Consider the following 23,778-nt stretch of genomic DNA (forward strand, 5'->3'; position numbering starts at 1 on the left):
TTTTGCTTATTCCCTCTATTCGATACCTATAGTGGAAGCCGCCATTGGGAAAATCAGTTCTCGGTCGGCTCCGTCGGCACCATGCTTGGCGCCGGCGTCGAGATCGACGTCGGATGCAGTTTCGGCGGCTGGTTCTCGCCCGGGCAGTCGTCCTTGACCTTCGTCCAGGACGTATTGTTGAGAACCATGTCGCAGCGGGCGAGGTGACTTTCGCCGGCTACGGTCAGACAGGCCGTCTCACCGACCTTGAAGGATTTGCCGTTGGCAAGGCACTCCGGGACCGCGAGCGCGGGCGTGGCAAACGCCAGCGCGAAGCCGATAGGGCAAAGAACAAATCGGACAGCCATCGAACCCCCGCAACAATTCGCATCAAACGCGCGATTTGTGGCGATATCAGGGTCTTACGAAAGCCGCCGAGCGCGCGCTCTCAGGCCGGCCGCAGGTCGAGATCGATCGCCACCGGCACGTGGTCGGAGGGTTTTTCCCAGGCGCGCACATGCTTCTCGACCGAGGCCGAGGAAAAGCGGTTGGCGGCTTCGGGCGAAAGCAACAGGTGGTCGATGCGGATGCCGTTGTTCTTCTGCCAGGCACCGGCCTGATAGTCCCAGAAAGTATAGACATCGGGCGAATCGGTGACGGCGCGAACGGCCTCGGTGAAGCCGAGGTTCTTCAGTCGGCGGAAGGCTTGCCTTGTCTGCGGCTGGAACAGCGCGTCCCCGAGCCAGTTCTCGGGGAACCTGGCGTCGGCGCGCTCGGGGATGACATTGTAGTCGCCGGCCAACACCAGCGCTTCCTCGAGCCTCAGCCTTTCTTGCGCCCAGCGCTCGAGCCTGGCCATCCACGACAGCTTGTAGGAAAACTTCCGCTCGTCGTCGATCGGATTGCCGTTCGGCAGATAGAGCGAGGCGACCCGCAAGGCGCCCTTGTCGGTCGAGAAGACGCCTTCGATGAAGCGTGCGTGGTCGTCGGCATCGTCGCCCGGCAAGCCGCGATTGACTTCGTCGAAAGGCAGCTTCGACAGGAGGGCTACGCCGTTGAAGCTCTTCTGGCCGTTGGTCTCGACATTGTAGCCCAGCGCCTCGATCTCGGCGCGCGGGAACTGGTCGTCGAGGGTTTTGATCTCCTGCAGGCAGACGATGTCCGGCGCGCTCTCGGTCAGCCAGTGGGTGAGGTTGCCGATGCGGGCGCGGACGCCGTTGATGTTCCAGGTGACGATCTTCATGGGGACCTCAATGCTCTTCCGGCGCAAGGCGCTCGACGAGGCCGATCGTATTGCCTGCCGGATCCTTTAGAAAGGCCATCCATTCGCTTTCCCCCGCCGGACCGAACCGGCCCTCGGTGTCGCGATGGACGAGCGTCGGCGGCGCTGTGAAGGGAACGCCGGTAGCTTTCGCCTCGGCATGGAAGGCCTCGAGGCCAGCAATATCGAGATAGACGGTGCCGGGCGGCACGCCGTCGGTGAAGAGGAGCCGCACGCCGCCCGCCATGATGAAGGCAATGCCCGGCGGATCGTAGCGCGCGTGCACGCTCATGCCGAGCACGCCCAGCCAGAAGGCCAGCGTCGCATCGAGATCGCGCCCGGCCGACAGCGCGACCTGGCGGACCGCGCCGATCGCAGGCATCCCGGCTCGCTAGATGGAGAAACTGGTGCCGCAGCCGCAGGAGGCGACGGCATTCGGGTTCCTGATCTGGAAGGACTGGCCCATCAGGTCGTCGACGAAGTCGATCACCGAGCCGCCCATATAGACCAGCGAGAGGTCGTCGATCAGGATCGTCGCGCCATCCTTCTCGATGGCGACGTCGTCGTCGTTGCGATTGTCGACCAGATCGAACTTGTAGGAAAAGCCGGAGCAGCCGCCGCCTTCGACGGAAACGCGCAGCGCCGTCTTGCCCGGTTCGCCGGACAGGATCCTGGCGATCCGCTTCGCGGCCGCTTCGGTCATCTCGACCTTCATGGCAGTCTTGGCATCTGCGCCCATCGGCGTCACCTTGCTTTCGGTTTCCCATGATAGGTATGAAGCGGGCGGGGGCAAGTCAACTGGTGGGCGAATGGGCAAGGATGCTCTCGGCGATATCGGATTCGGCTACCGGCCGCGCGCCGTCTATGCGAGCGACCCGGCGCAGTCGCGCGGCCGGTTGTTCGATGAGCCGGAAAGCCCGACCCGCACGCCGTTCCAGCGCGACCGCGACCGCATCATCCATTCAACCGCCTTTCGCCGGCTGAAACACAAGACGCAGGTGTTCGTCGCACATGAGGGCGACCACTATCGCACCAGGCTGACGCATTCGATCGAGGTGGCGCAGATCGCGCGTGCGCTGGCGCGGGCGCTGCGCGGCGACGAGGATCTCGCCGAAGCCGTCGCCCTGGTCCACGATTTCGGCCACACGCCCTTCGGCCATACCGGCGAGGAGGCGCTGAACGAGAAGATGGCCGGCTGGGGCGGGTTCGACCACAACGCGCAATCGCTGCGCGTCGTCACGCGCCTCGAGCGGCGCTATGCCGAATTCGACGGGTTGAACCTCACCTGGGAGACGCTGGAAGGGCTGGTCAAGCACAATGGGCCGCTGACCGGCGGCAGTGGAATGGGCTTGAAGGGCCCGGTGCCGCAGGCGATCCGCGACTATTCGGAACTGCACGACCTCGAGCTCGACCGCTTCGCCGGCATCGAGGCGCAGTGCGCGGCAATCGCCGACGACATCGCCTACAACACCCATGACATAGACGACGGCCTGCGCGCCGGCTTCCTGACGCTGGATATGCTCGAGGAGGTCGGCCTGCCGGGTTCGATCCTGAAGGGCGTGCGCGCCCGCTATCCGCAGCTCGACGACGTACGCACCGGCCACGAGCTGATGCGCCGGCAGATCACGCTGATGGTGGAGGACGTCATTGCCTCGGCCAAGGCCAATATCGAGCGCCTGAAGCCGGACAGCGCCGATGCGGTGAGGGCGGCGGGCGAGACGATGGTGACCTTCTCCGCAGGCATGGCCGCGGCAGAGAAGGAACTGAAGGCTTTTCTCTACAAGCATCTCTACCGGCACGCCGAGGTGATGCGCGTGCGGGCCGACGCAGAACAGATCGTGCGCGACCTGTTCGATGTCTATTTCGCCGACCCGCGCGCCATGCCGGATGGCTGGCGCGAAGGGCTGGACAAAGCGCAGGATCGCATCAAGGCGCGCAGCGTCGCCGACTTCCTGGCCGGCATGACCGACACCTATGCGCTCAAGGAACATCGGCGGCTGTTTGACCATACGCCGGATTTAAGCTAGGGCGAGCCACGATTTTGCCGGCCAGGCGGCCGGTCGCCTCTCTAAAAGCCCAGAGCATACCCGATGAATATCTTCGCCGATTTCAACGCGCGGATCGTAAAAGCTGTCGAAGCCCTTGATCTGAAAGACAAGGATGGCGCATCGCTGGATCTGTCGCGCATCGCGGTCGAGCCGCCGCGCGACGCGAGCCATGGCGACCTTGCCACCAATGCGGCAATGGTGCTGTCGAAGCCTACCGGCCAGAATCCTCGCGCTCTTGCTGAGAAACTGGCCGAAGCGCTGCGCGCCGATGCCGACATCGCGTCGGCCGATATCGCCGGGCCGGGCTTCGTCAATCTCAGGCTGAAGGACGGCTTCTGGCAGGCGCATCTGGCGGCGCTGCTCGGCGAGGGCCGCAACTATGGCCGCTCCAAGATCGGCGGCGGCCGCAAGGCCAATGTCGAATATGTCTCAGCCAATCCGACCGGTCCGATGCATGTCGGCCATTGTCGGGGCGCCGTCGTCGGCGACACGCTGGCCAACCTGATGGCCTTCGCCGGCTACGACGTCACCAAGGAATATGTCATCAACGATGCCGGCTCGCAGATCGACGTGCTTGGCCGCTCGGCCATGCTGCGCTACCGCCAGGCGCTTGGCGAAGACATCGGCGAGATCCCGGCCGGTCTCTATCCAGGCGACTATCTGGTGCCGGTCGGCCAGGCGTTGGCCGAGGAGTTCGGCCTCGGCCTGCTGGAGATGCCGGAAGAGGAAGCGCTGCCGATCGTCAAGGACCGCACCGTCGATGCGATGATGGCGATGATCCGCGAGGATCTGGCGCTGCTCAACGTGCATCACGACGTGTTCTTCTCCGAGCGCACGCTGCATGCCGACAATGCCAAGAAGATCCGGGCGGCGATCGCCGACCTCACGCTCAAAGGGCATATCTACAAGGGCAAGCTGCCGCCGCCGAAGGGCGAGAAACCGGACGATTGGGAGGATCGCGAGCAGACGCTGTTCCGTTCGACCGCGGTCGGCGACGACATGGATCGGGCGCTGGTGAAGTCGGACGGCTCGTTCACCTATTTCGCAGCCGACGTCGCCTATCTCAAGGACAAGGTCGAGCGCGGCTTCGTCGATCTCATCTATGTGCTCGGCGCCGACCATGGCGGCTACGTCAAGCGGCTCGAGGCGCTGGCGCGCGCGGTCGCCGGCGACACGGTCAAGCTCACCGTCCTGCTTTGCCAGCTGGTGAAGCTGTTCCGCGACGGCGAGCCGGTCCGGATGTCGAAGCGGTCGGGGGATTTCGTCACGCTGCGCGACGTGGTGGAGGAGGTCGGCCGCGACCCGATCCGCTTCATGATGCTCTACCGCAAGAACGACGCGCCGCTCGATTTCGATTTCGCCAAGGTCACCGAGCAATCTAAGGACAATCCGGTGTTCTACGTGCAATACGCCTCGGCGCGCTGCCACTCGGTGTTCCGGCAGGCGAGCGAGCAATTGGGCGAGGCGAATTTCGACCGCAACCGGCTCGTGGCCTCGGTCGCGTCGCTGACGGACGAGGGCGAGATCGGCCTGATCCGTAAGCTGGCTGAATATCCACGGCTGATCGAATCCGCCGCCCTTGCGCTGGAGCCGCACCGGCTGGCATTCTACCTCTACGATCTGGCGTCCAGCTTCCACGCACACTGGAATCGGGGCACCGACAACCCGGACTTACGTTTTGTTAAGGTTAACGACCCACAATTGACGTATGCCAGACTAGGGCTGGTGCAGGCTGTTTCGGATGTTTTGACCTCCGGCCTGACGCTGATAGGAGCTGATGCGCCTACCGAAATGCGTTAGGTTTGACTAAAAAACCTGTCACCTTTTGCCCACATTGCGCTGGTAAGGGCCAACCCTGCGCGACGTCCATGGCGTCCGACTGTGTGCGAGTTCGGGAACAATAATGGCAGACAGAACCCAGCTGAAAGCAGCCGCAAACAACCACATCGCCGACGACGATCCCTTCGCGGAACTGACCCGCATCATGGGTTTCGACCCGCGTCAGCCGGTCAGGCCGCAGACGCCGCCGGTCGCAAAGGCTGCGCCCGCAAACCAGACTGCGGATGAGTCCGATTTCGACATCGATCTCGAAAAGGAGCTGATGGGCGAATTCGACGCCGCCGAGGAAAACGCGCCGGTCGCGCAGCAGGCCGCCCGGCAAGAGCCGACTTACGAGGCTGCCAAGACTGCTCTCACCGACGACGAGCTTGCCGCGTCCTTGGAGCGGGATTTTGTTTTCGACGACGCGGCGGATCACGCCCACTTTGCCACGCCCCGTGCGCCGGAGCCGGCCGCCGACACGACCTTCGACGATGATTTCGACAAGGCGGTCGCGAGTTCCCTGGAAGTCTCGCCCCTGCAGGACGACCTTTCCATCGACAAGGAAATGGCGGCCTCGCTGGATGACGACTTCCGCATCGACGATGTGCCCGACGCGAGCCAAGGCGCCGCCGCGGCGGCCGAGCCAGCGGCTGTCGAGCCTCCCGTCGTTGAGCCTGCCGCCGAGATGGCGTTCGACGCCGATTTCGACAATGCAGTCCAGATGTCGCTCGAGGACGAGCTGTCATTCGATGATCGTGAGATCGAGCAGCCCGAAGCCGCTGACGTTCAGCCGGTCGAGGCTCACGCCGTTGCCGACCAGCCGGTCGCCGATGAAGGTTTCGACAGCCAGGCCGATCAAGCCGAATTCTCTGAAGCCGAATTCGATCAGGCCCATTTCGATGAGGCCCATTTCGATGAGGCAATGGCCGATGTCGACATGGATATCGATCAGCCGCAGGACCTGATCCTGGAAGAGGAGCTGTCGGTCGAGAACGAGCAGCCGCAGGCGGTCGAGGTGCCCGTCGAGGCAGCGCATTTCTCCGCCGATCACGAAGCAGCAGCGGATCCGGTCCTCGAAGACGATTTCGAGCTCAGCTTCCGTGACGCTCTTGCCGAGGAGCCGGAAGCTCCCGCCGTCGACCCTGAACCCGTCGCCGACCATGAGGCCGCGACCGATCAGGTCTTCGAAGACGATTTCGAACTCAACTTCGCCGATGCCCTTGCCGAGGAACCGCAAGCTCCTGCCGTCGATCCCGTCGCTGCGGCCGAGCCATCCTTCGAGGAGCCTGCTCCGGCGGTGACGGCTCCGGTCCCGCCGGTTGCGGCGGTCGAGCCGGCCAAGCCGGTCGCGGTCGCCAGCGAGCGGAGCCTGGAAGACGAACTCAACGCGCTGCTCAGTGCCATGACCGCGCGGCCCATTCCGGTTGCGCCGGCCCCGGTTGCGCCCGTTCCGCCCGCGCCGATTTCTGTCGCCAAGGAACCGGCCCCTGCGCCGCAGCCGGCCAGCTACACCGGCCAGCAGGCGGTCGTCGCCGCCGATGATCTCGATTGGGATCTCGATGAGCATGAGCCGGCGCGTAGCGAGCAGACCGCACAGCCCGCCGATGCCGATCTCGATACGCTGCTCGCCGGCGAACTCGACCGGCAGGTCTTCGAAGACACCGGAGCTGAACAGGACGCCGAGCCGAGCATCGATTTCGATGACGAGGCTTTCGATGCTGCCTTTGCCAAGGGCATCGAGCAGGACCTGCCGGCGGCGGCCGAGCCGTCCCGGTCGTGGAGCCGCGTGACCCCGGTCGCCGCGCCCGCGCAGGCATCGTTCGCGCCGCAGCCGGTGACGGCCTCGGCGCCGCAAATGGCGGCGCCCGCCTATCGCGACGAGCCGGCGCAGGACTATTCCGCCTACGCCAAACCGGCTTCGGCGCCACAAATGACGGCGCCCGCCTATCGTGACGAGCCGCAGGACTATTCCGCCTACGCCAAGCCGGCTTCGGCGCCGCAAATGGCGGCGCCTGCCTATCGTGACGAACCGGCGAAGGACTATTACGGCTACGCCAAGCCGGCATCGGCGCCGCAAATGGCGGCGCCCGCCTATCGTGACGAGCCGGCGCAGGACTATTCCGGCTACGCCAAGCCGGCATCGGCGCCGCAGCCCCGCCATCACGAGGAAATGCCTGATGTCGAGACGGTCGACGTGCCTGAGCGCATCGTGGCGCTGGCCGACGATCTCGATATCCCGGAGCTCAGCTTCGAGGAGGACCAGCCGGCGGCACCCGCCTATGACGATCTCGATGCCGAGTTTGCAGGCCTGCTTAGCGAGATGAACGCGACAGAGATCGCGGCCGCGCCGGTGCAGAGCCGGGGCTATGACGACGATTCCTACAATGCCGGCTTCAAGAACGGCTATGATCGTCGTGAGTTGCGCGCCGAGACGCCCGCCGCGCCGGCGACCCCGTCCTATGCCGCGGCCGCGAGTGCGTTCGATGCCGACTATTTGCCCGGCAGCCGCCCGGTTTCGCAGGCCGACGAATTTGCAGTCGACGAGCTCGACTACGATCCTGAACTCGACGAGGCGATGACCGTGCCGGGCCTTGCCGAGCGCGAAGCCGCGAAGCCGCGAAGCCGCAATCTGATGGTTGCCGCGCTCGTCGGCGCCGCGGTGATTGCCGGCGGTCTCGGCGCTCTTGCCTTCTCCTTTGGCGGCAAGGGCGGCAACGAAGCGCCCGTGATCGTGAAGGCCGACAATTCGCCGATCAAGGTCAAGCCGGAAAATCCGGGCGGCGCGGTGGTGCCGAACCAGGACAACAAGGTCTATGACGCCGTGGCCAAGGGTGGGGCAGCCAAGCCCACCGAACCGGTGCAGCAGAAACTGGTGACCAACACCGAGGAACCGATCGACGTGGCGTCGAAGGAACCGCCGCAGAGCCGGATCGTCGACCTTTCGCCTGACGACACCGATGCCGCGCCCGGCACCGACGCAGCGGGCAATCCGGCTGCGGCAGCGCCGGCTCCGGCCGCAACAGCGCTGGCTCCGGACGCCGCGGCGCCTGCTCCGGACGCGGTAGCGCCGGCTCCGGACGCAGTAGCGCCGGATACTGCCCAGGCCGCCGCCCCGGCAGGCACGCAGCCGGCTGCTCCGGCGCCGAAATCGGAAGACCGCATCGCCCAGGTGCTGCAGGAAGCCGACAAGGGGACCAACAACGACGTCGTCGCCGTTGCGCCGCGCAAGGTGAAGACCATGATGGTGAAGCCTGACGGCTCGCTGGTTCCGCGCGAGGACCCGGCTCCCGCGCCGCAAGTCGCGGCGACCGAGCCGGCCGATCCGGCGCCGCAGCACGTCGCTTCCGCCGGGCAGGGCGATGCTCAACCGACGGGCACCGTCACGCCGGCCGCCGATCAGGCTGCAGACCAGGGCGGCGACGACCAGGGCGATACCGCCAAGCCTGCTGCGGCAGCGAAGCCTGCCGCCGCGCCGAAGGCTGAAGCCAAGGCCCAGTCGGCCAACACGCCGGCGAAGGTGCCTGTGGCGCCGCCGCGTCCGTCCGACCAGCCGGTCGATATCGTCGGCGAGGTCAAGCCCGACCAGGTCGCCTCCATCGATCCGGCGGCTTCAGGCGGCGGCTCGTGGTCGATGCAGATCGCCTCGCAGCCGACGGTCGAAAGCGCCCAGTCGACCTACCAGGACCTGCAGCGCCGCTATGGCAGCGTGCTCTCGGGCCGCACCGCCAACATCGTCAAGGCGGAGATCGCCGGCAAGGGCACTTTCTACCGCGTCCGCGTGCCGGCGCAGTCGCGCAACGACGCGATCAACCTGTGCACCAGCTACAAGGCGGCCGGCGGCACCTGCTTCGTGTCGCGCTGACGTCTCGAACCTCGCAAAGCCGGCGCAGCCGTAAGGCCGCGCCGGCTTTTCGTTGTGGACGGCTTTCGGGCGCTCGGGCTCCGCCGGGCAGGGTGATTCCCTTTACTCGCCTAAACCCCTAAGCTTCCGTTCATGACCGAATCAAAATCCATGATCCTCGGCTGCGCCGGGAAATCCCTCACTGAAGATGAAATCCGTTTCTACGGCGACGAACGTCCCTGGGGCTTCATCCTGTTCGCGCGCAATGTCGGCGAGACCGAGCAAATCCGAGATCTGGTCGCCTCGATGCGCGACTGCGTCGGCCGTCCGGACGCTCCGGTCTTCATCGACCAGGAAGGCGGCCGGGTGCAGCGCCTGCGGCCGCCGCTGGCGCCGAACTATCCCGCCGGCGGCGCGCTCGGCGCCCTCTGGCGCGACGATCGTGAGGCCGGCCGCCGCGCCGCGTGGTTGCTCGCGCGGCTGCACGCCTTCGATCTGCTGCGGCACGGCATCACCGCAGACTGCCTGCCGGTGCTCGACGTGCCAGTCGAGGGCGCCAGCGACGTCATCGGCGCGCGCGCTTACGGCAAGGAGCCCAATGCCGTGATCGAGCTTGGCCGGGCTTCGGCAGAGGGCCTGATGTCGGGCGGCGTCCTGCCGGTCATGAAGCATATTCCCGGCCACGGCCGCGCGTTTGCCGATACGCATTTTGAGCTGCCGACGGTCGACACGCCGCTCGCCGAGTTGCGGCGACATGATTTCGCCCCGTTCAAGGCGCTCAACCAACTGCCGATGGCGATGACGGCGCATGTCGTCTACAGCGCCGTCGACCCGGATAATCCGGCGACGACCTCTGCCAAGGTCGTCAACGAGTTGATCCGCGGCGAGATCGGCTTCGACGGGCTCTTGATGAGCGATGACACGTCGATGAAGGCACTTTCTGGGGATTTCCCGACAAAGGCGGCCGCGATCCTTGCGGCCGGCTGCGATCTCGTCCTTCACTGCAACGGCGTTTTCGAGGAAATGTCCGGGATCGCCTCGCGTACGACGATGCTCGAAGGCAAGTCCCTGGCGAGAGCGGAGCGGGCGCTGACCTATATAAAGGACCGCGACGTCGCCGATGAAAGCGCGATACGCGCGGAATTCGCCACCTATTTCGAAGCGGTGGCCTGAACCGAAGGGATAGAAGGGCAAGTGGCGGAAACATTGGACAGCAAGGCCGCGAAGGCCGCACCGATGGACCGTCTATGGGCCGAGAACGACGATTCACGTCTGACCGGCGACCCGTCGCTGGTGGTCGATGTCGCCGGCTTCGAGGGACCGCTCGACCTTCTCCTGCATCTGGCGCGCAACCAGAAGGTCGACCTGGCGCGCATCTCGATCCTGGCGCTCGCCGAGCAATATCTGGCCTTCATCGAGAGGGTGAGAGCGCTCAGGCTCGAGCTTGCGGCCGACTACCTAGTGATGGCGGCGTGGCTTGCCTTCCTCAAGTCGAAGCTCTTGATCCCGAAACAGCCGGGCGAAGAGGGCGAAAGCGGCGAGGAACTGGCGGCGGTGCTGCAGTTCCGGCTGAAGCGGCTGGAAGCAATGCGCGACGCCGCAGCTCGGCTCGTCAACCGCAACCGGCTCGGCCGCGACGTCTTCGCGCGCGGCATGCCGGAAATGGTCATTGTCGAGAAGCGCAACGCCTATTCGGCCTCGCTCTACGATCTTTTGACCGCCTATGCGCAGCAGCGCCAGCGGCAGGCGATCAACAACGTGACGATCGCCCGCCGCGCCGTATGGTCGCTGAAGGACGCGCGCGACGTGCTGGCGCGGCTGGTCGGAACGATCGGCGATTGGACGGCGCTGGACAGCTTCCTCATCCAGTATCTGGCGGCACCGGAAGAGAGGCGCACGGCGGTGGCCAGTTCCTTCGCCGCGACGCTCGAGATGGTGCGCGAGGGGAAGCTGGAAGTGCGGCAGGATCAGGTTTTCGCGCCGATCTACCTGCGCGGCCGCGCACAAGGGGTTAAGGCAGTCGAGGTGGCATCATGAGCGAACGCGCCAACGCTTCGGTCATTCCGTTCAAGCTCGAGGACGAGCCCGAAGACGAGATGGCCGAACAGGGTTCCATCGAGAACCCCGCCGAGCGGCTGCAGCTGTCGGAAGCCGTCCGCATGGCCGAGGCGATCATCTTCGCCAGCGCCGAGCCGGTCAGCGAAAGGCAATTGACGGCGCGCCTGCCCGAGGGCGTCAACATAGCTGCGGCAATGGCCGATCTGCAGGAAATCTATGCCAAGCGCGGGGTCAACCTGGTGCGGGTCGGCGAGGCCTGGGCTTTCCGCACCGCCGGCGACCTCGCCTTCCTGATGAGCCGGGACTCCGTGCAGCAGAGAAAGCTCTCGCGCGCGGCGCTCGAAGTGCTGGCGATCATAGCCTATCACCAGCCGGTGACGCGGGCCGAGATCGAGGACATCAGAGGCGTCGAAACCTCCAAAGGCACGCTGGACACACTGCTGGAAACGGAGTGGGTGAGGATGCGCGGCCGCCGCCGCACACCCGGCCGTCCCGTGACCTACGGCACGACCGATGCCTTCCTGGACCACTTCGCGCTGGAGGAGATCCGCGACCTGCCCGGCATGGAAGAGTTGAAGGGCGCAGGGCTCTTGTCGACGCGGATGCCGTCCAATTTCTCGATGCCGGTGCCGCCGGCCGATCCGGACGCGCTGACCGAGGACGAGGATGCGCTGACCGACATCGACCTCGAGGAGCTCGGATTGCTCACGCCGCGCGTCACGGAAGAGTGACCCGCGAATCCGGTGCGATTGGTCTATTAGCAGGGGCTGCGCCGATTCGTAGCAAGGCGCTCACGCCGAAAGTGCGTGACATCGGCTAGCCATTTTATCAACTTCATTGCGGTTGTGTTTGAATCCCCGGGCGAAAACGCATAGATCATCGCCGAGGGAAAACATTCGAGAGAGATTGTTATGGGTTCGTTTTCGATTTGGCATTGGATGATCGTGCTGGTCATCGTGCTCCTGGTGTTCGGCCGCGGCAAGATCCCCGAGCTGATGGGCGACATGGCCAAGGGCATCAAGAGCTTCAAGAAGGGCATGGCGGACGACGACGTTGACGACAAGCGCACCGTCGAGCACCGTGCCGACGAGACCGTTTCGCCGGGCAAGGAAAAGGTCAGCAAGAGCTGAGCCCCGCGCTCTCGTTGGAACAGCTCTCGTTGGAATAGATTGCCATGTTCGAAGTCGGTTGGAGCGAACTGCTGGTGATCGCGGTCGTCATGATCGTGGTCGTCGGGCCGAAGGATTTGCCCAACATGCTGCGTACTTTCGGTCGCACCGCGGCCAAATTGCGCGGCATGGCGGCCGACTTCCAAAAGCAGTTCAACGACGCCCTCAAGGAAGCCGAACTCGACGACGTCAAGAGTTCGATAGATAGCCTTCGCAGCCTCAATCCGATGACCGAAGTCCGCAAGCAGCTCAATCCGTTCGAGCAGGCCGCGGCCGATGTGCGGGCCGGCGTCGATACGATGATGAAGCCAAAACCGGCCGATCCGGCTGCATCGACGCCGCAGGCCGCCGAGCCGCTCAAGAACGGCGCGACGGAAATGCCCGGTGTTGCCGGAACCGAAGCCGCGCCGGCCGCGCCGGTCTTTCCGGTCATGGCCGACGGCTCCGTGACCGTACCGGCGGGGGAGACCGCGGTGCCGGCCCAGCCGGCGAAAAAGGCGGCGACCTCCAAGGCAAAGGCTCCCGGAGCCGCAGCGAAGACAGCAGCATCCAAGGCGGCCGTGAAAGCGTCGGCTAAATCGTCGCCGGCCCCGGCAAAGGCTGCCGTGCCCGCCAAGAAGGTGGCTCCCAAGGCTGAGGCAAAGCCCGCTGCGGCGAAGAAGCCGGCCCCAAAGAAGGCCGCCGATACCAAGAAGACGGCGGGAGCCGCCAAGTGAGCGTTTCGGACAAGGAAAAGGAAGAAATCGAGAAATCGTCGGCGCCGCTGATCGAGCACCTTATCGAGCTGCGCCGCCGCCTGATCTGGTCGTTGGGCGGCTTCTTCGTCGCCTTTCTCGTCTGCTTTTTCTTCGCCAAGCGCCTGTTCAACCTTTTGGTCATCCCCTTCAAATGGGCGACACAATGGGCGGGGCTCGACCCGCACAAGGTCGAGCTGATCTACACCGCGCCTCAGGAATTCTTCTTCACCCAGGTGAAGCTCGCCATGTTCGGCGGCATGGTGATCGCCTTTCCGCTGATCGCCACGCAGATCTACAAGTTCATCGCGCCAGGCCTTTACAAGAACGAGCGCAGCGCTTTCCTGCCGTTCCTCATCGCGTCGCCCATCCTGTTCCTGATGGGCGCCTCGCTGGTCTATTTCTTCTTCACCCCGATGGTGATGTGGTTCTTCCTCGCCATGCAGCAGGTGGGCACCGACGACCAGGTGCAGATATCGCTGCTGCCGAAGGTGTCGGAGTATCTCAGCCTGATCATGACGCTGATCTTCTCCTTCGGCCTGGTGTTCCAATTGCCTGTGGTGACCAGCCTTTTGACGCGCGTCGGTCTTTTGTCGTCGCAGGCGCTGGCCGACAAGCGCAAATGGGCGATCGTCCTTTCTTTCGTGGTTGCCGCGGTGCTGACGCCGCCCGATCCCTTGAGCCAGTGCGGCCTCGCCGTCCCGACCATCATTCTCTACGAGGTCGCGATCTGGTCCTCACGTATGATCGAGCGCAGCCAGGCACGTGACCGGCTAGCGCGTGAGCAGCAGGATGCCGGATCGTCGGTGACTGAAAAGGCCGCGAATACCTCGTCGACGCAGGCGCCAAGCTAGGCAACGGCCGGAAAAACACTGGCCGCGGCACGGGTCCGTCTTGCATCGATCAGGGATGCGGTTTACGCCCTCGAACCTTACTCTGAGGACGGATCAACCATGCTTGACATCAAATGGATTCGCGACAACCCGAAGGCCCTTGTCGATGCGCTGGTGAAGCGCTCGTGGTCGGCCGGCGACGCGCAGTCCGCCGTCGAGGATCTGATCGCCAGGGACGAGGCGCGCCGCGCGCATCTCAGCGAATTGCAGGTCAAGCAGGAACGCCGCAATGCCGCCTCGAAGGAGATCGGCAATGCCATGCGCTCGGGCGATTCAGCACTTGCCGAAAGGCTCAAGGCCGAGGTCGGCGACATCAAGGCGTTCATCCAGAATGGCGAGGCGCGCGAGCGCGAGCTCGACAAGGCGCTGAACGATGCGCTCGCCGTGCTGCCCAACGTTCCGCTCGACGATGTGCCGGTCGGCAAGGACGAGCACGACAACGTCGTCAAGCGCATCGTCGGCGAAGTGCCGGCGCGCCCGAACTGGGTGAAGGAGCATTTCGAGATCGGCGAAGCGCTCGGCATGATGGATTTCGAGCGGGCGGCGAAGCTGTCGGGCTCGCGCTTCACGGTGCTGGCGAGCCAGCTCGCGCGCATGGAACGCGCGCTCGGCCAATTCATGATCGACCTGCACACGACCGAGCATGGCTATGAGGAGATCCAGCCGCCGCTGATGGTGCGTGACGAGGTGCTGTTCGGTACCAACCAGCTGCCGAAGTTCGAGCTGGACCTGTTCTTCACGCCGCATGGCGAGGGGCGCCTCGGCCTGATCCCGACGGCGGAGGTGCCGCTCACCAACCTGGTGCGCGAGGAGATCACGGCGCACGAAAAGCTGCCGCTGCGCTATACGGCGCTGACGCCGTGCTTCCGCTCGGAAGCGGGCTCGGCGGGTCGCGACACGCGCGGCATGCTGCGGCAGCACCAGTTCTATAAGGTCGAGCTGGTCTCGATCACCGACCAGGAGAGTTCGCTCGCCGAGCATGAGCGCATGACGCAATGTGCCGAAGAGGTGCTGAAGCGCCTCGGCCTGCCGTTCAGGACGGTGACGCTGTGCACCGGCGACATGGGTTTTGGCGCGCGTAAGACCTACGACATCGAGGTCTGGCTGCCGGGGCAGAACGCCTATCGCGAAATCTCGTCCTGCTCGGTCTGCGGCGATTTCCAGGCCAGGCGCATGGACGCCCGCTACAAGGACAAGGACGGCAAGGGCAACCGCTTCGTCCACACGTTGAACGGTTCGGGCACCGCGGTCGGCCGCGCTCTCATTGCTGTCATCGAAAACTACCAGAATGAGGATGGCAGCGTAACCATTCCTGAAGTGCTGCGGCCCTACATGGGTGGTCTCGCCAAGATCGAATCGAAATGAACTTATGCGCATCCTGCTGACCAACGATGACGGCATCCATGCCGAGGGGCTTGCGTCGCTCGAACGCATCGCCCGCACGCTGTCGGATGACGTCTGGGTGGTGGCGCCGGAGCAGGATCAGTCCGGCTATGCGCATTCGCTGTCGATCTCGGAACCGCTGCGGCTGAGGACGGTCGGCGAGAAGCACTATGCCGTGCGCGGCACGCCGACCGATTGCGTCATCATGGGCACGAAGAAGATTCTGCCCGGTCCGCCCGACCTCATCCTGTCGGGCGTCAACTCCGGCGCCAACATCGCCGACGACGTCACCTATTCCGGCACCGTCGCCGGCGCCATGGAAGGCGCGCTGCTCGGTATCCGCTCGATCGCGGTGAGCCAGGCCTACTCCTATGTCGGCGAGGACCGTGTCGTTCCTTACGAGACGACCGAGGCGCTGGCGCCTGCGCTGCTGAAGAGGCTGATTGCGACTCCGCTGCCGGAAGGCGTGCTGCTCAACGTCAATTTCCCGAATTGCACCCCCGACGAAATCGAGGGCACGGTCGTCACTTCGCAGGGCAAGCTCGTGCACAGCCTCTGGGTCGACGAGCGCCGCGACGGCCGCGGCCTGCCTTACTATTGGCTGCGCTTCGGCCGCGAGCCGGTCGAAGGCAAGAAGGGCACCGACCTTCACGCGCTGCGCAACCGGCTGGTGTCGGTAACGCCGCTGCAGCTCGACCTCACCGCCCATGAACTCCGCGACCAGCTGACCAAGGCGTTGTCATGAATAAGGTTCTGGCATGAACACGGCCGTCGACGATCGCGAAGGTTTTGCCGCTTTCCTGCTCCGCCTACGGGGCAGGGGCACGGCGCCGAAGGCGCTGGTCGCTGCCTTCGAGGCGACGCCGCGGCGCGGCTTCCTGTCCGCGCAGTTCCATTCCATCGCCTGGTCGGATGGCATGCTGCCGATCGAATGCGGCGAGGCGATCGAGGGCGCGGACCTGCAGGCGGCGGTGATCGCGGCTTTAGCCATCGAGCCGGGCAACCGCGTGCTCGAGATCGGCACCGGGTCGGGCTATACGGCCGCCGTGATGTCCAGGCTTGCCGCGCGCATCGTCACCATCGATCGCTACAAGACCTTGACCGAGCAGGCAAAGCAGCGTTTCGAGGCGCTCGGCATCAGCAATGTCATCGTGCGCCAGGCCGACGGCTCCAACGGCCTGCCCAACGAAGGGCCCTTCGACCGCATCCTGGCCTGGGCGGCCTTCGACAGCCTGCCGCGGTTCCTGCTCGATCAATTGTCGAGCGGCGGCGTCGTCATCGCGCCGCTCGGCCCGGAGGAGGGCGAGCAGGTGCTGGCCAAGCTCACCAAGGTCGGCAGCCGTTTCGAGCGCGAGGACATCGGCATGGTCAGGTTGCAACCGATCCTGCGCAGCGTCGCCGCGGTGATCTAGCGAGCGCCTAGCGGTCTCCGCCAAAATTCCCCCTAATATTTTAAGAAAATTTTCGACGGATTCTAATGGGTTAACCGCCCAGTAACATTAACGCGCTTTAATCACGGCCAGAGTTTGTACCGGGTCTGTGCGGGTTACTGCGATGCAATTCAATGGTTTGAAGGCAAACGGACGCAATCTGGCGCGTGGCTGCGCCGTTCTCATGATCGCCGGTGCCGCGGCGGGCTGCAGCTCGCAGGCGATGCGCTTCAACGGTGTCGACGACGTCTTCACCTCGTCGACCAACAACCAGCGCGCCATCATCAACAAGCAGGGTGCCGACCAGCCCTATCCGGGCGACACGGTGGCGCCGGCGCCCGTCGACGGCACCCACACCCAGTCGGTGAGCCGCTCCGGCCTCGAGCCGGTGACGTCGCAGCAATTGCCGCCGCCCTCGGCGCCGGCTGCGGCTCCCGCCAAGCCGATGCACACCGCCTCCGCCCCGGCGCTCGCGCCGGCTCCTGCCGCGCCACATCTCGACAAGTCGACCACCGGCACTGTCGCGCCGGCCGCGAAGCCCTTCAAGACCGCCGAGCCCGATGCCGTGCGCAATGCAAGTGCGGCGCCGCACGCGACCGAGATCGTGGTGCGGGAAGGGGAAACGATTTCCGGATTGGCGCGTCAATACCATGTGCCGGCCGATGCGATCATCAAGGTCAACGGGCTCGATGCCAACAAGGGCATCAGAACCGGCCAGAAGATCGTCATCCCGGCCTATGCCTATTCGAGCAAGGGCGAGCCGAAGGTCGCCGACAGCACCAAGCCCGCCAATTCGCCGAAGCAGCCCGCCGGCGCGCCGGAGAAGGTTGCGGTCCTGCCGCAGCAGCCGAAGCTCAAGGACGGCAAGTCGGCGGCGCCGGTCGATGCTTCCGCTGCCGCCGCCGGCTCGAAGAACGCCAAGCCCGCGCAGATGGCCGAGGCAAAGCCGGCCGGCGCCGGCGGCACCTACACCGTCCAGCAGGGCGATTCACTCTCCTCGATCGCCCGCAAGACCGGCGTCAGCGCCACGGCGCTGAAGCAGGCCAACGGCATGAAGGACGGGCTTTTGAAGATTGGCCAGACGCTCAAGGTCCCGGCCGGCGGCACCGTTGCCGTCGCCGCCGCCAAGCCTGCCGCGACCAAGCCGGCCGTCGATCCGGTGACGACGGCGACCACGCAGCCGCCGGCAAAGACCACGCCGTCGGAGACGCTCGCCTCCTACACCCCGCCGAAGAAGGACGCCAAGGTCATCCAGCAGGCCGAGGACGACGACGCGGTGGCGCCGGACGCGACGGGCATCGGCAAGATGCGCTGGCCGGTGCGCGGTCGCGTCATCTCCGGCTTCGGTTCCGGCAAGGATGGCGTCGACATCGCGGTGCCGGAAGGAACGCCGATCAAGGCGGCCGAGAACGGCGTCGTCATCTATGCCGGCGACGGCCTCAAGGAATTCGGCAACACCGTTTTGGTGCGCCACGAGAACGGCCTGGTTACCGTCTACGGCCACGCCAGTTCGATCGAGGTGCAACGCGGCCAGAAGGTCAAGCGCGGCCAGGAGATCGCATTGTCCGGCATGAGCGGCACCACGGACTCGCCGAAGCTGCACTTCGAGGTGCGCAAGAACTCGGCCCCGGTCGATCCGAGCGGCTATCTCGAATAGAATAAGAACAAATTGCGCGCCGCCTGACCTCCAGTCCGGCCCGCCGGCTCCAGCCCGCTCCGCCAGGAGCGGGCTTTTTCAGTTGCGGCCGATGACGAACCGTCAGTCTTTCAGCGGCTTGCCGAGCCGGCCGGCCAGGTCCTGCGTGAACTGCCAGGCGACGCGGCCGGAGCGGCTGCCGCGCGTCGTCGCCCATTCCAGCGCCTCGGCGCGCAGCGTATCCGGGTCGATCGTCAGCCCGTGGTAGCGGACATAGCCGTCGATCATATCCAGATATTCGTCCTGCGAGCATTTGTGGAAGCCGAGCCACAGGCCGAAGCGGTCGGAGAGCGAGACCTTTTCCTCAACCGCTTCGGAAGGGTTGATGGCGGTCGAGCGCTCGTTGTCGATCATGTCGCGCGGCAACAGATGCCGACGGTTCGACGTGGCGTAGAAGATGACATTGGCCGGACGGCCCTCGACACCGCCTTCGAGCGCCGCCTTCAGCGATTTGTAGGAGGTGTCGTCGTGATCGAAGGAGAGGTCGTCGCAAAACAGGATGAAGCGGTAGGGGGCAGCCTTCAGCAGGCCCATCAGCTTGGGCAGCGTGTCGATGTCCTCGCGATGGATCTCGATCAGCTTGAGAGGCCGGTCGAGCGTGTCCGAGGCGTTGACCTTGGCGTGCACTGCCTTGACCAGCGACGACTTGCCCATGCCGCGCGCGCCCCAGAGCAGCACATTGTTGGCGGCAAAGCCGGACGCGAAGCGCTCGGTGTTGTCGAGCAGGATGTCGCGGACGCGGTCGACGCCGCGGATCAGGCCGATGTCGACGCGGTTGACCTTGCGCACCGGCTCCAGATAGCCGGGGTCGGCCTGCCAGACGAAGCAGTCGGCCACGCCGAGGTCGGTCTCAGGAACCGGCGGCGGGGCGAGGCGGGAGACCGCCTCGATCAGGCGGTCGAGCTTTTTGTTCAGGGCATCCAGGCTATCGGTCATTTCCGTCTTTTCGCTTTGGCAATCTCGGAACGTGAAACGGGTCCGTGGCCGCGCACCAAGAACCAACCGCAAGCTTTTGTTGGAGCACGATCTTTTCGGCCAGTTCCAGGCGGCTTGCGGCTGCGACCCTCTAGCACGCGCCAAACGGCTGGAAAAGCAACGGATTCGGCGGGTCGCGCAGTTGCATTGGCAACTTTACCGACTATATTCCGCCCAAATTTTGCGGGGCCGCCCCGGGCGGTTTTCAATCATCCAGGAGTTTCTTGATGTTCGTCACACCGGCATACGCCCAAGGCGTCGGCACCTCGCCAGACATGTTCATCAGCATTTTGCCGTTTGTCCTGATATTCGTGATCATGTATTTTCTGATCATCCGGCCGCAGCGCACGCAGCTGAAGAAGCGGCAGGAAATGCTGGCTGCGGTGCGCCGCGGCGATACGGTGGTGACCGGCGGCGGCTTCGTCGGCAAGGTGACCAAAGTGATCGACGACAACGAACTGGAAATCGACCTTGGCGGCGGAACCAAGGTGACGGCGCTGCGCTCGACGATCTCCGATGTGCGCGTCAAGGGCGAGCCGGTGGCGAACCAGAACGCCAAGAAGTAATCCTCACCTCGATGGCGGAACGCTGCCACTTGTACGCCTGAACGGATAAGAACGAATGCTGTATTTCTCGCGCCTGAAGATGGTCCTGATCTGGCTGGCCGTGGCCGTCACAGTGATCCTCGCCGCGCCCAATCTCTTCCCGGCAAGCACGCTGGCGCAACTGCCGAGCTGGGTGCCGAAACGGCAGATGACGCTCGGCCTCGACCTTCAGGGCGGCTCGCACATCCTGCTCCAGATGGATCAGAACGACCTGATCAAGGATCAACTGGAGACGACGCGCGACGAGATCAGGACGTTGCTGCGGGAAGCCAAGATCCAATACACCGGCCTTGGTGGAACGGGCCGGACCGTGCAGGTGCGCATTAGCGATCCGAGCCAGGTCGAAGCCGCCAAGACAGCGCTGAAGCCGATAACCAATCCGATCGCGGCTGGCCTCTTCACCGGCGGTTCCGTGCAGTCGATGGCGCTGGACGATTCCGAGCCCGGCTTGTTGAAGCTCACCGTCACGGATGCCGGTATCAAATACCGTACGTCGACGGCGTTGTCGCAGGCGATCGAAGTCGTGGAGCGGCGTGTCAATGCGCTCGGCACGACCGAGCCGATCGTACAACGACAGGGCGATGATCGCATTCTGGTCCAAGTGCCTGGGCTTCAGAACCCGCAAAGGCTCAAGGATATCATCGGCCAGACCGCCAAGCTGACGTTCCAAATGGTCGATACGTCGGTGCCGGTCCAGGACGCGATGAAGAACCGCCCGCCGCCAGGCGATTCGGTCCTGTATTCCCAGGACGATCCTCCGGTTCCCTATCTGGTCGAGAACCGCGTTATCGTGTCGGGCGAAGACCTGTCGAATGCGACGCCGACTTATAACTCACAGACCAACGAACCGGTGGTTTCGTTCACGTTCAATTCTCGCGGGGCGACCCGGTTCGGCCAGGCGACCCAGCAGAATGTCGGCAAGCCGTTCGCCATCGTGCTCGACAACCAGGTGATCTCGGCGCCGGTGATCCGCGAGCCGATCCTTGGCGGGAGCGGGCAAATCTCCGGCAGTTTTACCGCCGAGAGCGCTAACGATCTTGCCGTGTTGCTGCGCGCCGGCGCATTGCCGGCCAAATTGACCATCATCGAAGAGCGCACGGTTGGTCCTGGCCTCGGTCAGGATTCAATTCACGCCGGCAAGGTGGCGGGTATGATTGGCTCGGTCCTGGTCGTCGCCTTCATGTTCGTCGCCTATGGCTTTCTCGGTTTCCTGGCCAACGTCGCGCTTGCCGTGCACGTAGCGATGATCGTGGGCGCGCTTTCGCTGCTTGGCGCGACGCTCACCTTGCCGGGTATCGCCGGTATCGTGCTCACCATCGGCATGGCGGTGGACTCGAACGTTCTGATCTACGAGCGTATCCGCGAGGAGCGACGAAACGGCCGTTCGGTCATCCAGGCGATCGATACCGGCTTCTCCAAGGCGCTGGCCACCATCGTCGACTCCAACGTAACCTCGCTGATCGCGACCGTGGTGCTGTTCTGGCTGGGCACCGGTCCGGTCAAGGGCTTCGCCATCACCTATGCCATTGGCATTCTGACGACGGTCTTCACCGCCTTCACCTTCACCCGCATGCTGGTGGCCATCTGGCTGCGCCGCGCCCGCCCGAAGGAATTGCCGCGCGCGCCGGTCACCTTCATTCCGCCAGGCACCAAGATCCCATTCATGGGTATCCGCCGCTGGACCTTCGCTTTGTCCAGCCTGCTGTCGATCCTGTCGGTCGTCGGGTTCCTGACCGTCGACATCAATTACGGCATCGACTTCAAGGGCGGTTCGATGATCGAGGTGCAGGCGAAGCAGGGCAACGCCGATCTCGCCGACATCCGTGGCCGGCTGTCCGAGCTCAACATCGGCGAGATCCAGGTGCAGCAGTTCGGCCAGCCGAACGACGTCCTGATCCGCGTCGGAACACAAGATGCCGGCGAGAATGCCGAGCAGACCGTCATCGACAAGGTGAGGGGCGAGTTGCAGGACCAGTATGACTTCCGCCGCGTCGAGGTGGTGGGACCGACAGTCTCCGGCGAGCTGGCCAAGCAAGGCACGATCGCCATGTTGATCGCGCTGGTCGGCATCCTGCTCTATGTCTGGTTCCGCTTCGAATGGCAGTTCGCGGTCGGCGCTATCGTCGCTACGGTGCACGACGTGGTGATGACGATCGGCTTCTTCGTCATATCGGGGCTGGAATTCAACCAGTCGTCGCTTGCGGCGATCCTCACCATCATCGGCTATTCGCTGAACGATACCATCGTCGTCTACGACCGTGTGCGCGAGGATTTACGCAAATACAAGAAGATGCCGCTGCCGCAGCTTCTGAACAATGCCATCAACGAGACGCTGTCGCGAACCACGCTGACCTCGGTCACGACGTCCCTGGCGCTTTTGGCACTGGTGCTGTTCGGCGGCGAGGTGATCCGCTCGTTCACGCTGGCGATGCTGTTCGGCGTTGTGTTCGGCACCTATTCGTCGATCTTCATCGCCGCGCCGCTGCTGATCCTGTTCAAGTTGCGGCCACAGGCCACGACTGCCGAAGAGGAGAAGAAGCCGGTGAACGGCGGCAAGGCCGTGGCGACCTGACGCCGTCTAAATCAAAGAGATAGAGCATGATGTCGTCCGAAGACCGCTCCACACTTTTCGGCATCATGCTCTAGACCCATGGCCAAAGGCATCATCATCCGCGAGGCGCATTTCCCGGGCAGGGCGCCGATCGAAGCCTATGGCAATGGCGGGTTCCGCTTTGCCGACATGTCGCATCGCGGCTCGCTGCTCTGCCTGCCGTCGGGCATCCACGGCTGGGAACCGGCCGATCCGCTGGCGCTGAAAGTGTCTGACTTCGACAAGCTGTTCGCCCAGGCCGACAAGGTCGAGATCCTGCTGGTCGGCACCGGCAAGGACCTGCGGCCGCTGCCGGCGGCGCTGCGTGCCGCGCTGAAAGAGGCCGGCATATCGGCCGACCCGATGTCGACGGGCGCGGCCGTGCGCACCTACAATGTGCTTCTGGCCGAGGACCGCGCCGTGGCCGCAGCGCTGATCGCCGTCGATTGAATGACCGGCACCTCCAACATCGTCATGGATGCGGTGCGTGCCGCTGATCCTGACCGCTATCTGTGCGCGCTCTATGCGCCGGCGGACAAGCGCGACGCGCTGCTTGCGCTCTATGCCTTCAATGCCGAGGTCGCCAGCGTTCGCGACCGCATCCACGAGCCGCTGCCCGGCGAGGTGAGGCTGCAATGGTGGCGCGATGTCATCATGGCGGGGGCGGAGACCGGCCATCCGACCGCCGATGCGCTGAGGGCGGCGATTGCCGCCAACGATCTGCCGAAGACCGCATTCGAGAACATGCTCGAGGCGCGCATCTTCGATCTCTATGACGACCCGATGCCGTCGCGCACCGACCTCGAGGGCTATTGCGGCGAGACAGCCGCCGCGCTCATCCAGCTTGCGGCGATGGTGCTCGATGCGGCTGAGGCGCCGCGCTTTGCTGAATTGGCGGGCAGGGCGGGCTGCGCGCAGGCCATCACCGGCTTACTGCTTTTGTTGCCGCTGCACCGCAGGCGGGGCCAATGCTACGTGCCCGCCGACATCCTGGCGGCCGCGGGTACGACACCGGAAGAGTTCGTCAAAGGCGACGGTGGTCCTGCCGCGGAGCGGGCGGTGGCGGCGATGATAGCCTTGGCGCGGGAGCATCTCAGCGCTTTCGAGAAGGGCGCATCGGCGCTTCCCGCGTCACTGCGCCCCGCCTTCCTGCCGTTGGCGCTGACGCGCGCCTATCTCGGCAAGATGGAAAGACCGGGCAGATCTCCGCTCCTGGGAACTGCGGCGCTCTCAACTTTGCGCCGGCACTGGCTGCTCCTGCGTCTTGCCATGCGGGGCTGGACACCCCTTTGACG

Annotated in this window: 22 protein-coding genes; 17 read left to right on the forward strand and 5 right to left on the reverse strand. The window is 64.7% G+C overall.

What is annotated here, in order from left to right; genetic code table 11:
- Positions 1 to 53: 53 nt before the first annotated feature.
- From RFN30_RS23755 to erpA, 4 genes are all read right to left on the reverse strand, one after another.
- Complete coding sequence (locus tag RFN30_RS23755) at positions 54 to 347, reverse strand: hypothetical protein (RefSeq protein ID WP_320264512.1); 294 nt, start codon at positions 345 to 347, stop codon at positions 54 to 56.
- An 80-nt stretch (positions 348 to 427) separates the two neighbouring features.
- Positions 428 to 1,222 carry an exodeoxyribonuclease III gene (gene xth / locus RFN30_RS23760; RefSeq protein ID WP_320264513.1) on the reverse strand — a complete coding sequence of 265 codons (795 nt, stop codon included), beginning with the start codon at positions 1,220 to 1,222 and terminating at the stop codon, positions 428 to 430.
- Positions 1,223 to 1,229: 7 nt separating this feature from the next.
- Positions 1,230 to 1,622: a VOC family protein gene (locus RFN30_RS23765; protein ID WP_320264514.1), complete on the reverse strand. Its 393-nt coding sequence runs from the start codon at positions 1,620 to 1,622 to the stop codon at positions 1,230 to 1,232.
- Positions 1,623 to 1,631: 9 nt separating this feature from the next.
- Complete coding sequence (gene erpA / locus RFN30_RS23770) at positions 1,632 to 1,979, reverse strand: iron-sulfur cluster insertion protein ErpA (RefSeq protein WP_320264515.1); 348 nt, start codon at positions 1,977 to 1,979, stop codon at positions 1,632 to 1,634.
- A 70-nt stretch (positions 1,980 to 2,049) separates the two neighbouring features.
- Here erpA and RFN30_RS23775 point away from each other — a divergent pair, with 70 nt between their 5' ends.
- From RFN30_RS23775 to RFN30_RS23835, 13 genes are all read left to right on the forward strand, one after another.
- Positions 2,050 to 3,267: a deoxyguanosinetriphosphate triphosphohydrolase gene (locus RFN30_RS23775; protein WP_320264516.1), complete on the forward strand. Its 1,218-nt coding sequence runs from the start codon at positions 2,050 to 2,052 to the stop codon at positions 3,265 to 3,267.
- A gap of 63 nt (positions 3,268 to 3,330) precedes the next feature.
- On the forward strand, positions 3,331 to 5,088 hold the full coding sequence (gene argS / locus RFN30_RS23780) for an arginine--tRNA ligase (RefSeq protein WP_320264517.1): 1,758 nt from the start codon (positions 3,331 to 3,333) through the stop codon (positions 5,086 to 5,088).
- 103 nt (positions 5,089 to 5,191) lie between these two features.
- On the forward strand, positions 5,192 to 8,971 hold the full coding sequence (locus RFN30_RS23785) for an SPOR domain-containing protein (protein ID WP_320264518.1): 3,780 nt from the start codon (positions 5,192 to 5,194) through the stop codon (positions 8,969 to 8,971).
- 132 nt (positions 8,972 to 9,103) lie between these two features.
- The gene (gene nagZ / locus RFN30_RS23790) at positions 9,104 to 10,123 is read left to right on the forward strand and encodes a beta-N-acetylhexosaminidase (protein ID WP_320264519.1); all 1,020 of its coding nucleotides are present in this window, start codon (positions 9,104 to 9,106) and stop codon (positions 10,121 to 10,123) included.
- Between the two features lie 63 nt (positions 10,124 to 10,186).
- Positions 10,187 to 10,987, forward strand: a complete 801-nt coding sequence (locus tag RFN30_RS23795; RefSeq protein WP_320264624.1) for a segregation and condensation protein A — start codon at positions 10,187 to 10,189, stop codon at positions 10,985 to 10,987.
- On the forward strand, positions 10,984 to 11,739 hold the full coding sequence (gene scpB, locus RFN30_RS23800) for an SMC-Scp complex subunit ScpB (RefSeq protein ID WP_320264520.1): 756 nt from the start codon (positions 10,984 to 10,986) through the stop codon (positions 11,737 to 11,739). The genes RFN30_RS23795 and scpB overlap by 4 nt, the downstream gene beginning before the upstream one ends.
- 180 nt (positions 11,740 to 11,919) lie before the next feature.
- A complete protein-coding gene (locus RFN30_RS23805) occupies positions 11,920 to 12,138 on the forward strand; it encodes a twin-arginine translocase TatA/TatE family subunit (protein ID WP_095815328.1) in 219 nt (72 codons plus the stop codon).
- 44 nt (positions 12,139 to 12,182) lie between these two features.
- A complete protein-coding gene (gene tatB / locus RFN30_RS23810) occupies positions 12,183 to 12,893 on the forward strand; it encodes a Sec-independent protein translocase protein TatB (RefSeq protein WP_320264521.1) in 711 nt (236 codons plus the stop codon).
- Entirely contained in the window at positions 12,890 to 13,765 is an 876-nt protein-coding gene (gene tatC, locus RFN30_RS23815) for a twin-arginine translocase subunit TatC (RefSeq protein WP_320264522.1), read from the forward strand. Before tatB ends, tatC begins: the two co-directional genes overlap by 4 nt.
- A gap of 99 nt (positions 13,766 to 13,864) precedes the next feature.
- Positions 13,865 to 15,169 carry a serine--tRNA ligase gene (gene serS, locus RFN30_RS23820; RefSeq protein ID WP_320264523.1) on the forward strand — a complete coding sequence of 435 codons (1,305 nt, stop codon included), beginning with the start codon at positions 13,865 to 13,867 and terminating at the stop codon, positions 15,167 to 15,169.
- A gap of 4 nt (positions 15,170 to 15,173) precedes the next feature.
- Positions 15,174 to 15,932, forward strand: coding sequence for a 5'/3'-nucleotidase SurE (surE, locus tag RFN30_RS23825; RefSeq protein ID WP_320264524.1), 759 nt, complete (start codon positions 15,174 to 15,176; stop codon positions 15,930 to 15,932).
- 13 nt (positions 15,933 to 15,945) lie between these two features.
- A complete protein-coding gene (locus RFN30_RS23830) occupies positions 15,946 to 16,599 on the forward strand; it encodes a protein-L-isoaspartate(D-aspartate) O-methyltransferase (protein WP_320264525.1) in 654 nt (217 codons plus the stop codon).
- Between the two features lie 142 nt (positions 16,600 to 16,741).
- On the forward strand, positions 16,742 to 18,274 hold the full coding sequence (locus tag RFN30_RS23835) for a peptidoglycan DD-metalloendopeptidase family protein (RefSeq protein WP_320264526.1): 1,533 nt from the start codon (positions 16,742 to 16,744) through the stop codon (positions 18,272 to 18,274).
- 102 nt (positions 18,275 to 18,376) lie between these two features.
- Here RFN30_RS23835 and RFN30_RS23840 read toward each other — a convergent pair whose 3' ends face one another.
- On the reverse strand, positions 18,377 to 19,249 hold the full coding sequence (locus RFN30_RS23840; protein ID WP_320264527.1) for an ATP-binding protein: 873 nt from the start codon (positions 19,247 to 19,249) through the stop codon (positions 18,377 to 18,379).
- Between the two features lie 266 nt (positions 19,250 to 19,515).
- Between RFN30_RS23840 and yajC the strand changes: the two genes are divergently transcribed.
- The 4 genes from yajC (at position 19,516) to RFN30_RS23860 (ending at position 23,776) form a co-directional block, all read left to right on the forward strand.
- On the forward strand, positions 19,516 to 19,854 hold the full coding sequence (yajC, locus tag RFN30_RS23845) for a preprotein translocase subunit YajC (protein WP_067000009.1): 339 nt from the start codon (positions 19,516 to 19,518) through the stop codon (positions 19,852 to 19,854).
- Positions 19,855 to 19,909: 55 nt separating this feature from the next.
- Positions 19,910 to 22,465 carry a protein translocase subunit SecDF gene (gene secDF / locus RFN30_RS23850; RefSeq protein WP_320264528.1) on the forward strand — a complete coding sequence of 852 codons (2,556 nt, stop codon included), beginning with the start codon at positions 19,910 to 19,912 and terminating at the stop codon, positions 22,463 to 22,465.
- Between the two features lie 78 nt (positions 22,466 to 22,543).
- Positions 22,544 to 22,933, forward strand: a complete 390-nt coding sequence (locus RFN30_RS23855) for an Mth938-like domain-containing protein (RefSeq protein ID WP_320264529.1) — start codon at positions 22,544 to 22,546, stop codon at positions 22,931 to 22,933.
- Entirely contained in the window at positions 22,934 to 23,776 is an 843-nt protein-coding gene (locus RFN30_RS23860) for a phytoene/squalene synthase family protein (RefSeq protein ID WP_320264530.1), read from the forward strand.
- The last annotated feature ends 2 nt before the right edge of the window (positions 23,777 to 23,778 follow it).

Source organism: Mesorhizobium dulcispinae (assembly GCF_033977345.1).
In the GTDB taxonomy this organism is placed as follows: Bacteria; Pseudomonadota; Alphaproteobacteria; order Rhizobiales; family Rhizobiaceae; genus Mesorhizobium; species Mesorhizobium dulcispinae.

Coding starts and splice junctions, on each gene's coding strand:
- RFN30_RS23860 (WP_320264530.1), top strand. CDS start 22,934: ATGACCGGCACCTCCAACATCGTCATGGATGCGGTGCGTGCCGCTGAT.
- RFN30_RS23765 (WP_320264514.1), bottom strand. CDS start 1,622: ATGCCTGCGATCGGCGCGGTCCGCCAGGTCGCGCTGTCGGCCGGGCGC.
- RFN30_RS23840 (WP_320264527.1), bottom strand. CDS start 19,249: ATGACCGATAGCCTGGATGCCCTGAACAAAAAGCTCGACCGCCTGATC.
- serS (WP_320264523.1), top strand. CDS start 13,865: ATGCTTGACATCAAATGGATTCGCGACAACCCGAAGGCCCTTGTCGAT.
- nagZ (WP_320264519.1), top strand. CDS start 9,104: ATGACCGAATCAAAATCCATGATCCTCGGCTGCGCCGGGAAATCCCTC.
- RFN30_RS23775 (WP_320264516.1), top strand. CDS start 2,050: ATGGGCAAGGATGCTCTCGGCGATATCGGATTCGGCTACCGGCCGCGC.
- yajC (WP_067000009.1), top strand. CDS start 19,516: ATGTTCGTCACACCGGCATACGCCCAAGGCGTCGGCACCTCGCCAGAC.
- RFN30_RS23755 (WP_320264512.1), bottom strand. CDS start 347: ATGGCTGTCCGATTTGTTCTTTGCCCTATCGGCTTCGCGCTGGCGTTT.
- RFN30_RS23785 (WP_320264518.1), top strand. CDS start 5,192: ATGGCAGACAGAACCCAGCTGAAAGCAGCCGCAAACAACCACATCGCC.
- RFN30_RS23795 (WP_320264624.1), top strand. CDS start 10,187: ATGGACCGTCTATGGGCCGAGAACGACGATTCACGTCTGACCGGCGAC.
- RFN30_RS23830 (WP_320264525.1), top strand. CDS start 15,946: ATGAACACGGCCGTCGACGATCGCGAAGGTTTTGCCGCTTTCCTGCTC.
- secDF (WP_320264528.1), top strand. CDS start 19,910: ATGCTGTATTTCTCGCGCCTGAAGATGGTCCTGATCTGGCTGGCCGTG.
- RFN30_RS23855 (WP_320264529.1), top strand. CDS start 22,544: ATGGCCAAAGGCATCATCATCCGCGAGGCGCATTTCCCGGGCAGGGCG.
- surE (WP_320264524.1), top strand. CDS start 15,174: ATGCGCATCCTGCTGACCAACGATGACGGCATCCATGCCGAGGGGCTT.
- scpB (WP_320264520.1), top strand. CDS start 10,984: ATGAGCGAACGCGCCAACGCTTCGGTCATTCCGTTCAAGCTCGAGGAC.
- argS (WP_320264517.1), top strand. CDS start 3,331: ATGAATATCTTCGCCGATTTCAACGCGCGGATCGTAAAAGCTGTCGAA.
- tatB (WP_320264521.1), top strand. CDS start 12,183: ATGTTCGAAGTCGGTTGGAGCGAACTGCTGGTGATCGCGGTCGTCATG.
- RFN30_RS23805 (WP_095815328.1), top strand. CDS start 11,920: ATGGGTTCGTTTTCGATTTGGCATTGGATGATCGTGCTGGTCATCGTG.
- xth (WP_320264513.1), bottom strand. CDS start 1,222: ATGAAGATCGTCACCTGGAACATCAACGGCGTCCGCGCCCGCATCGGC.
- erpA (WP_320264515.1), bottom strand. CDS start 1,979: ATGGGCGCAGATGCCAAGACTGCCATGAAGGTCGAGATGACCGAAGCG.
- RFN30_RS23835 (WP_320264526.1), top strand. CDS start 16,742: ATGCAATTCAATGGTTTGAAGGCAAACGGACGCAATCTGGCGCGTGGC.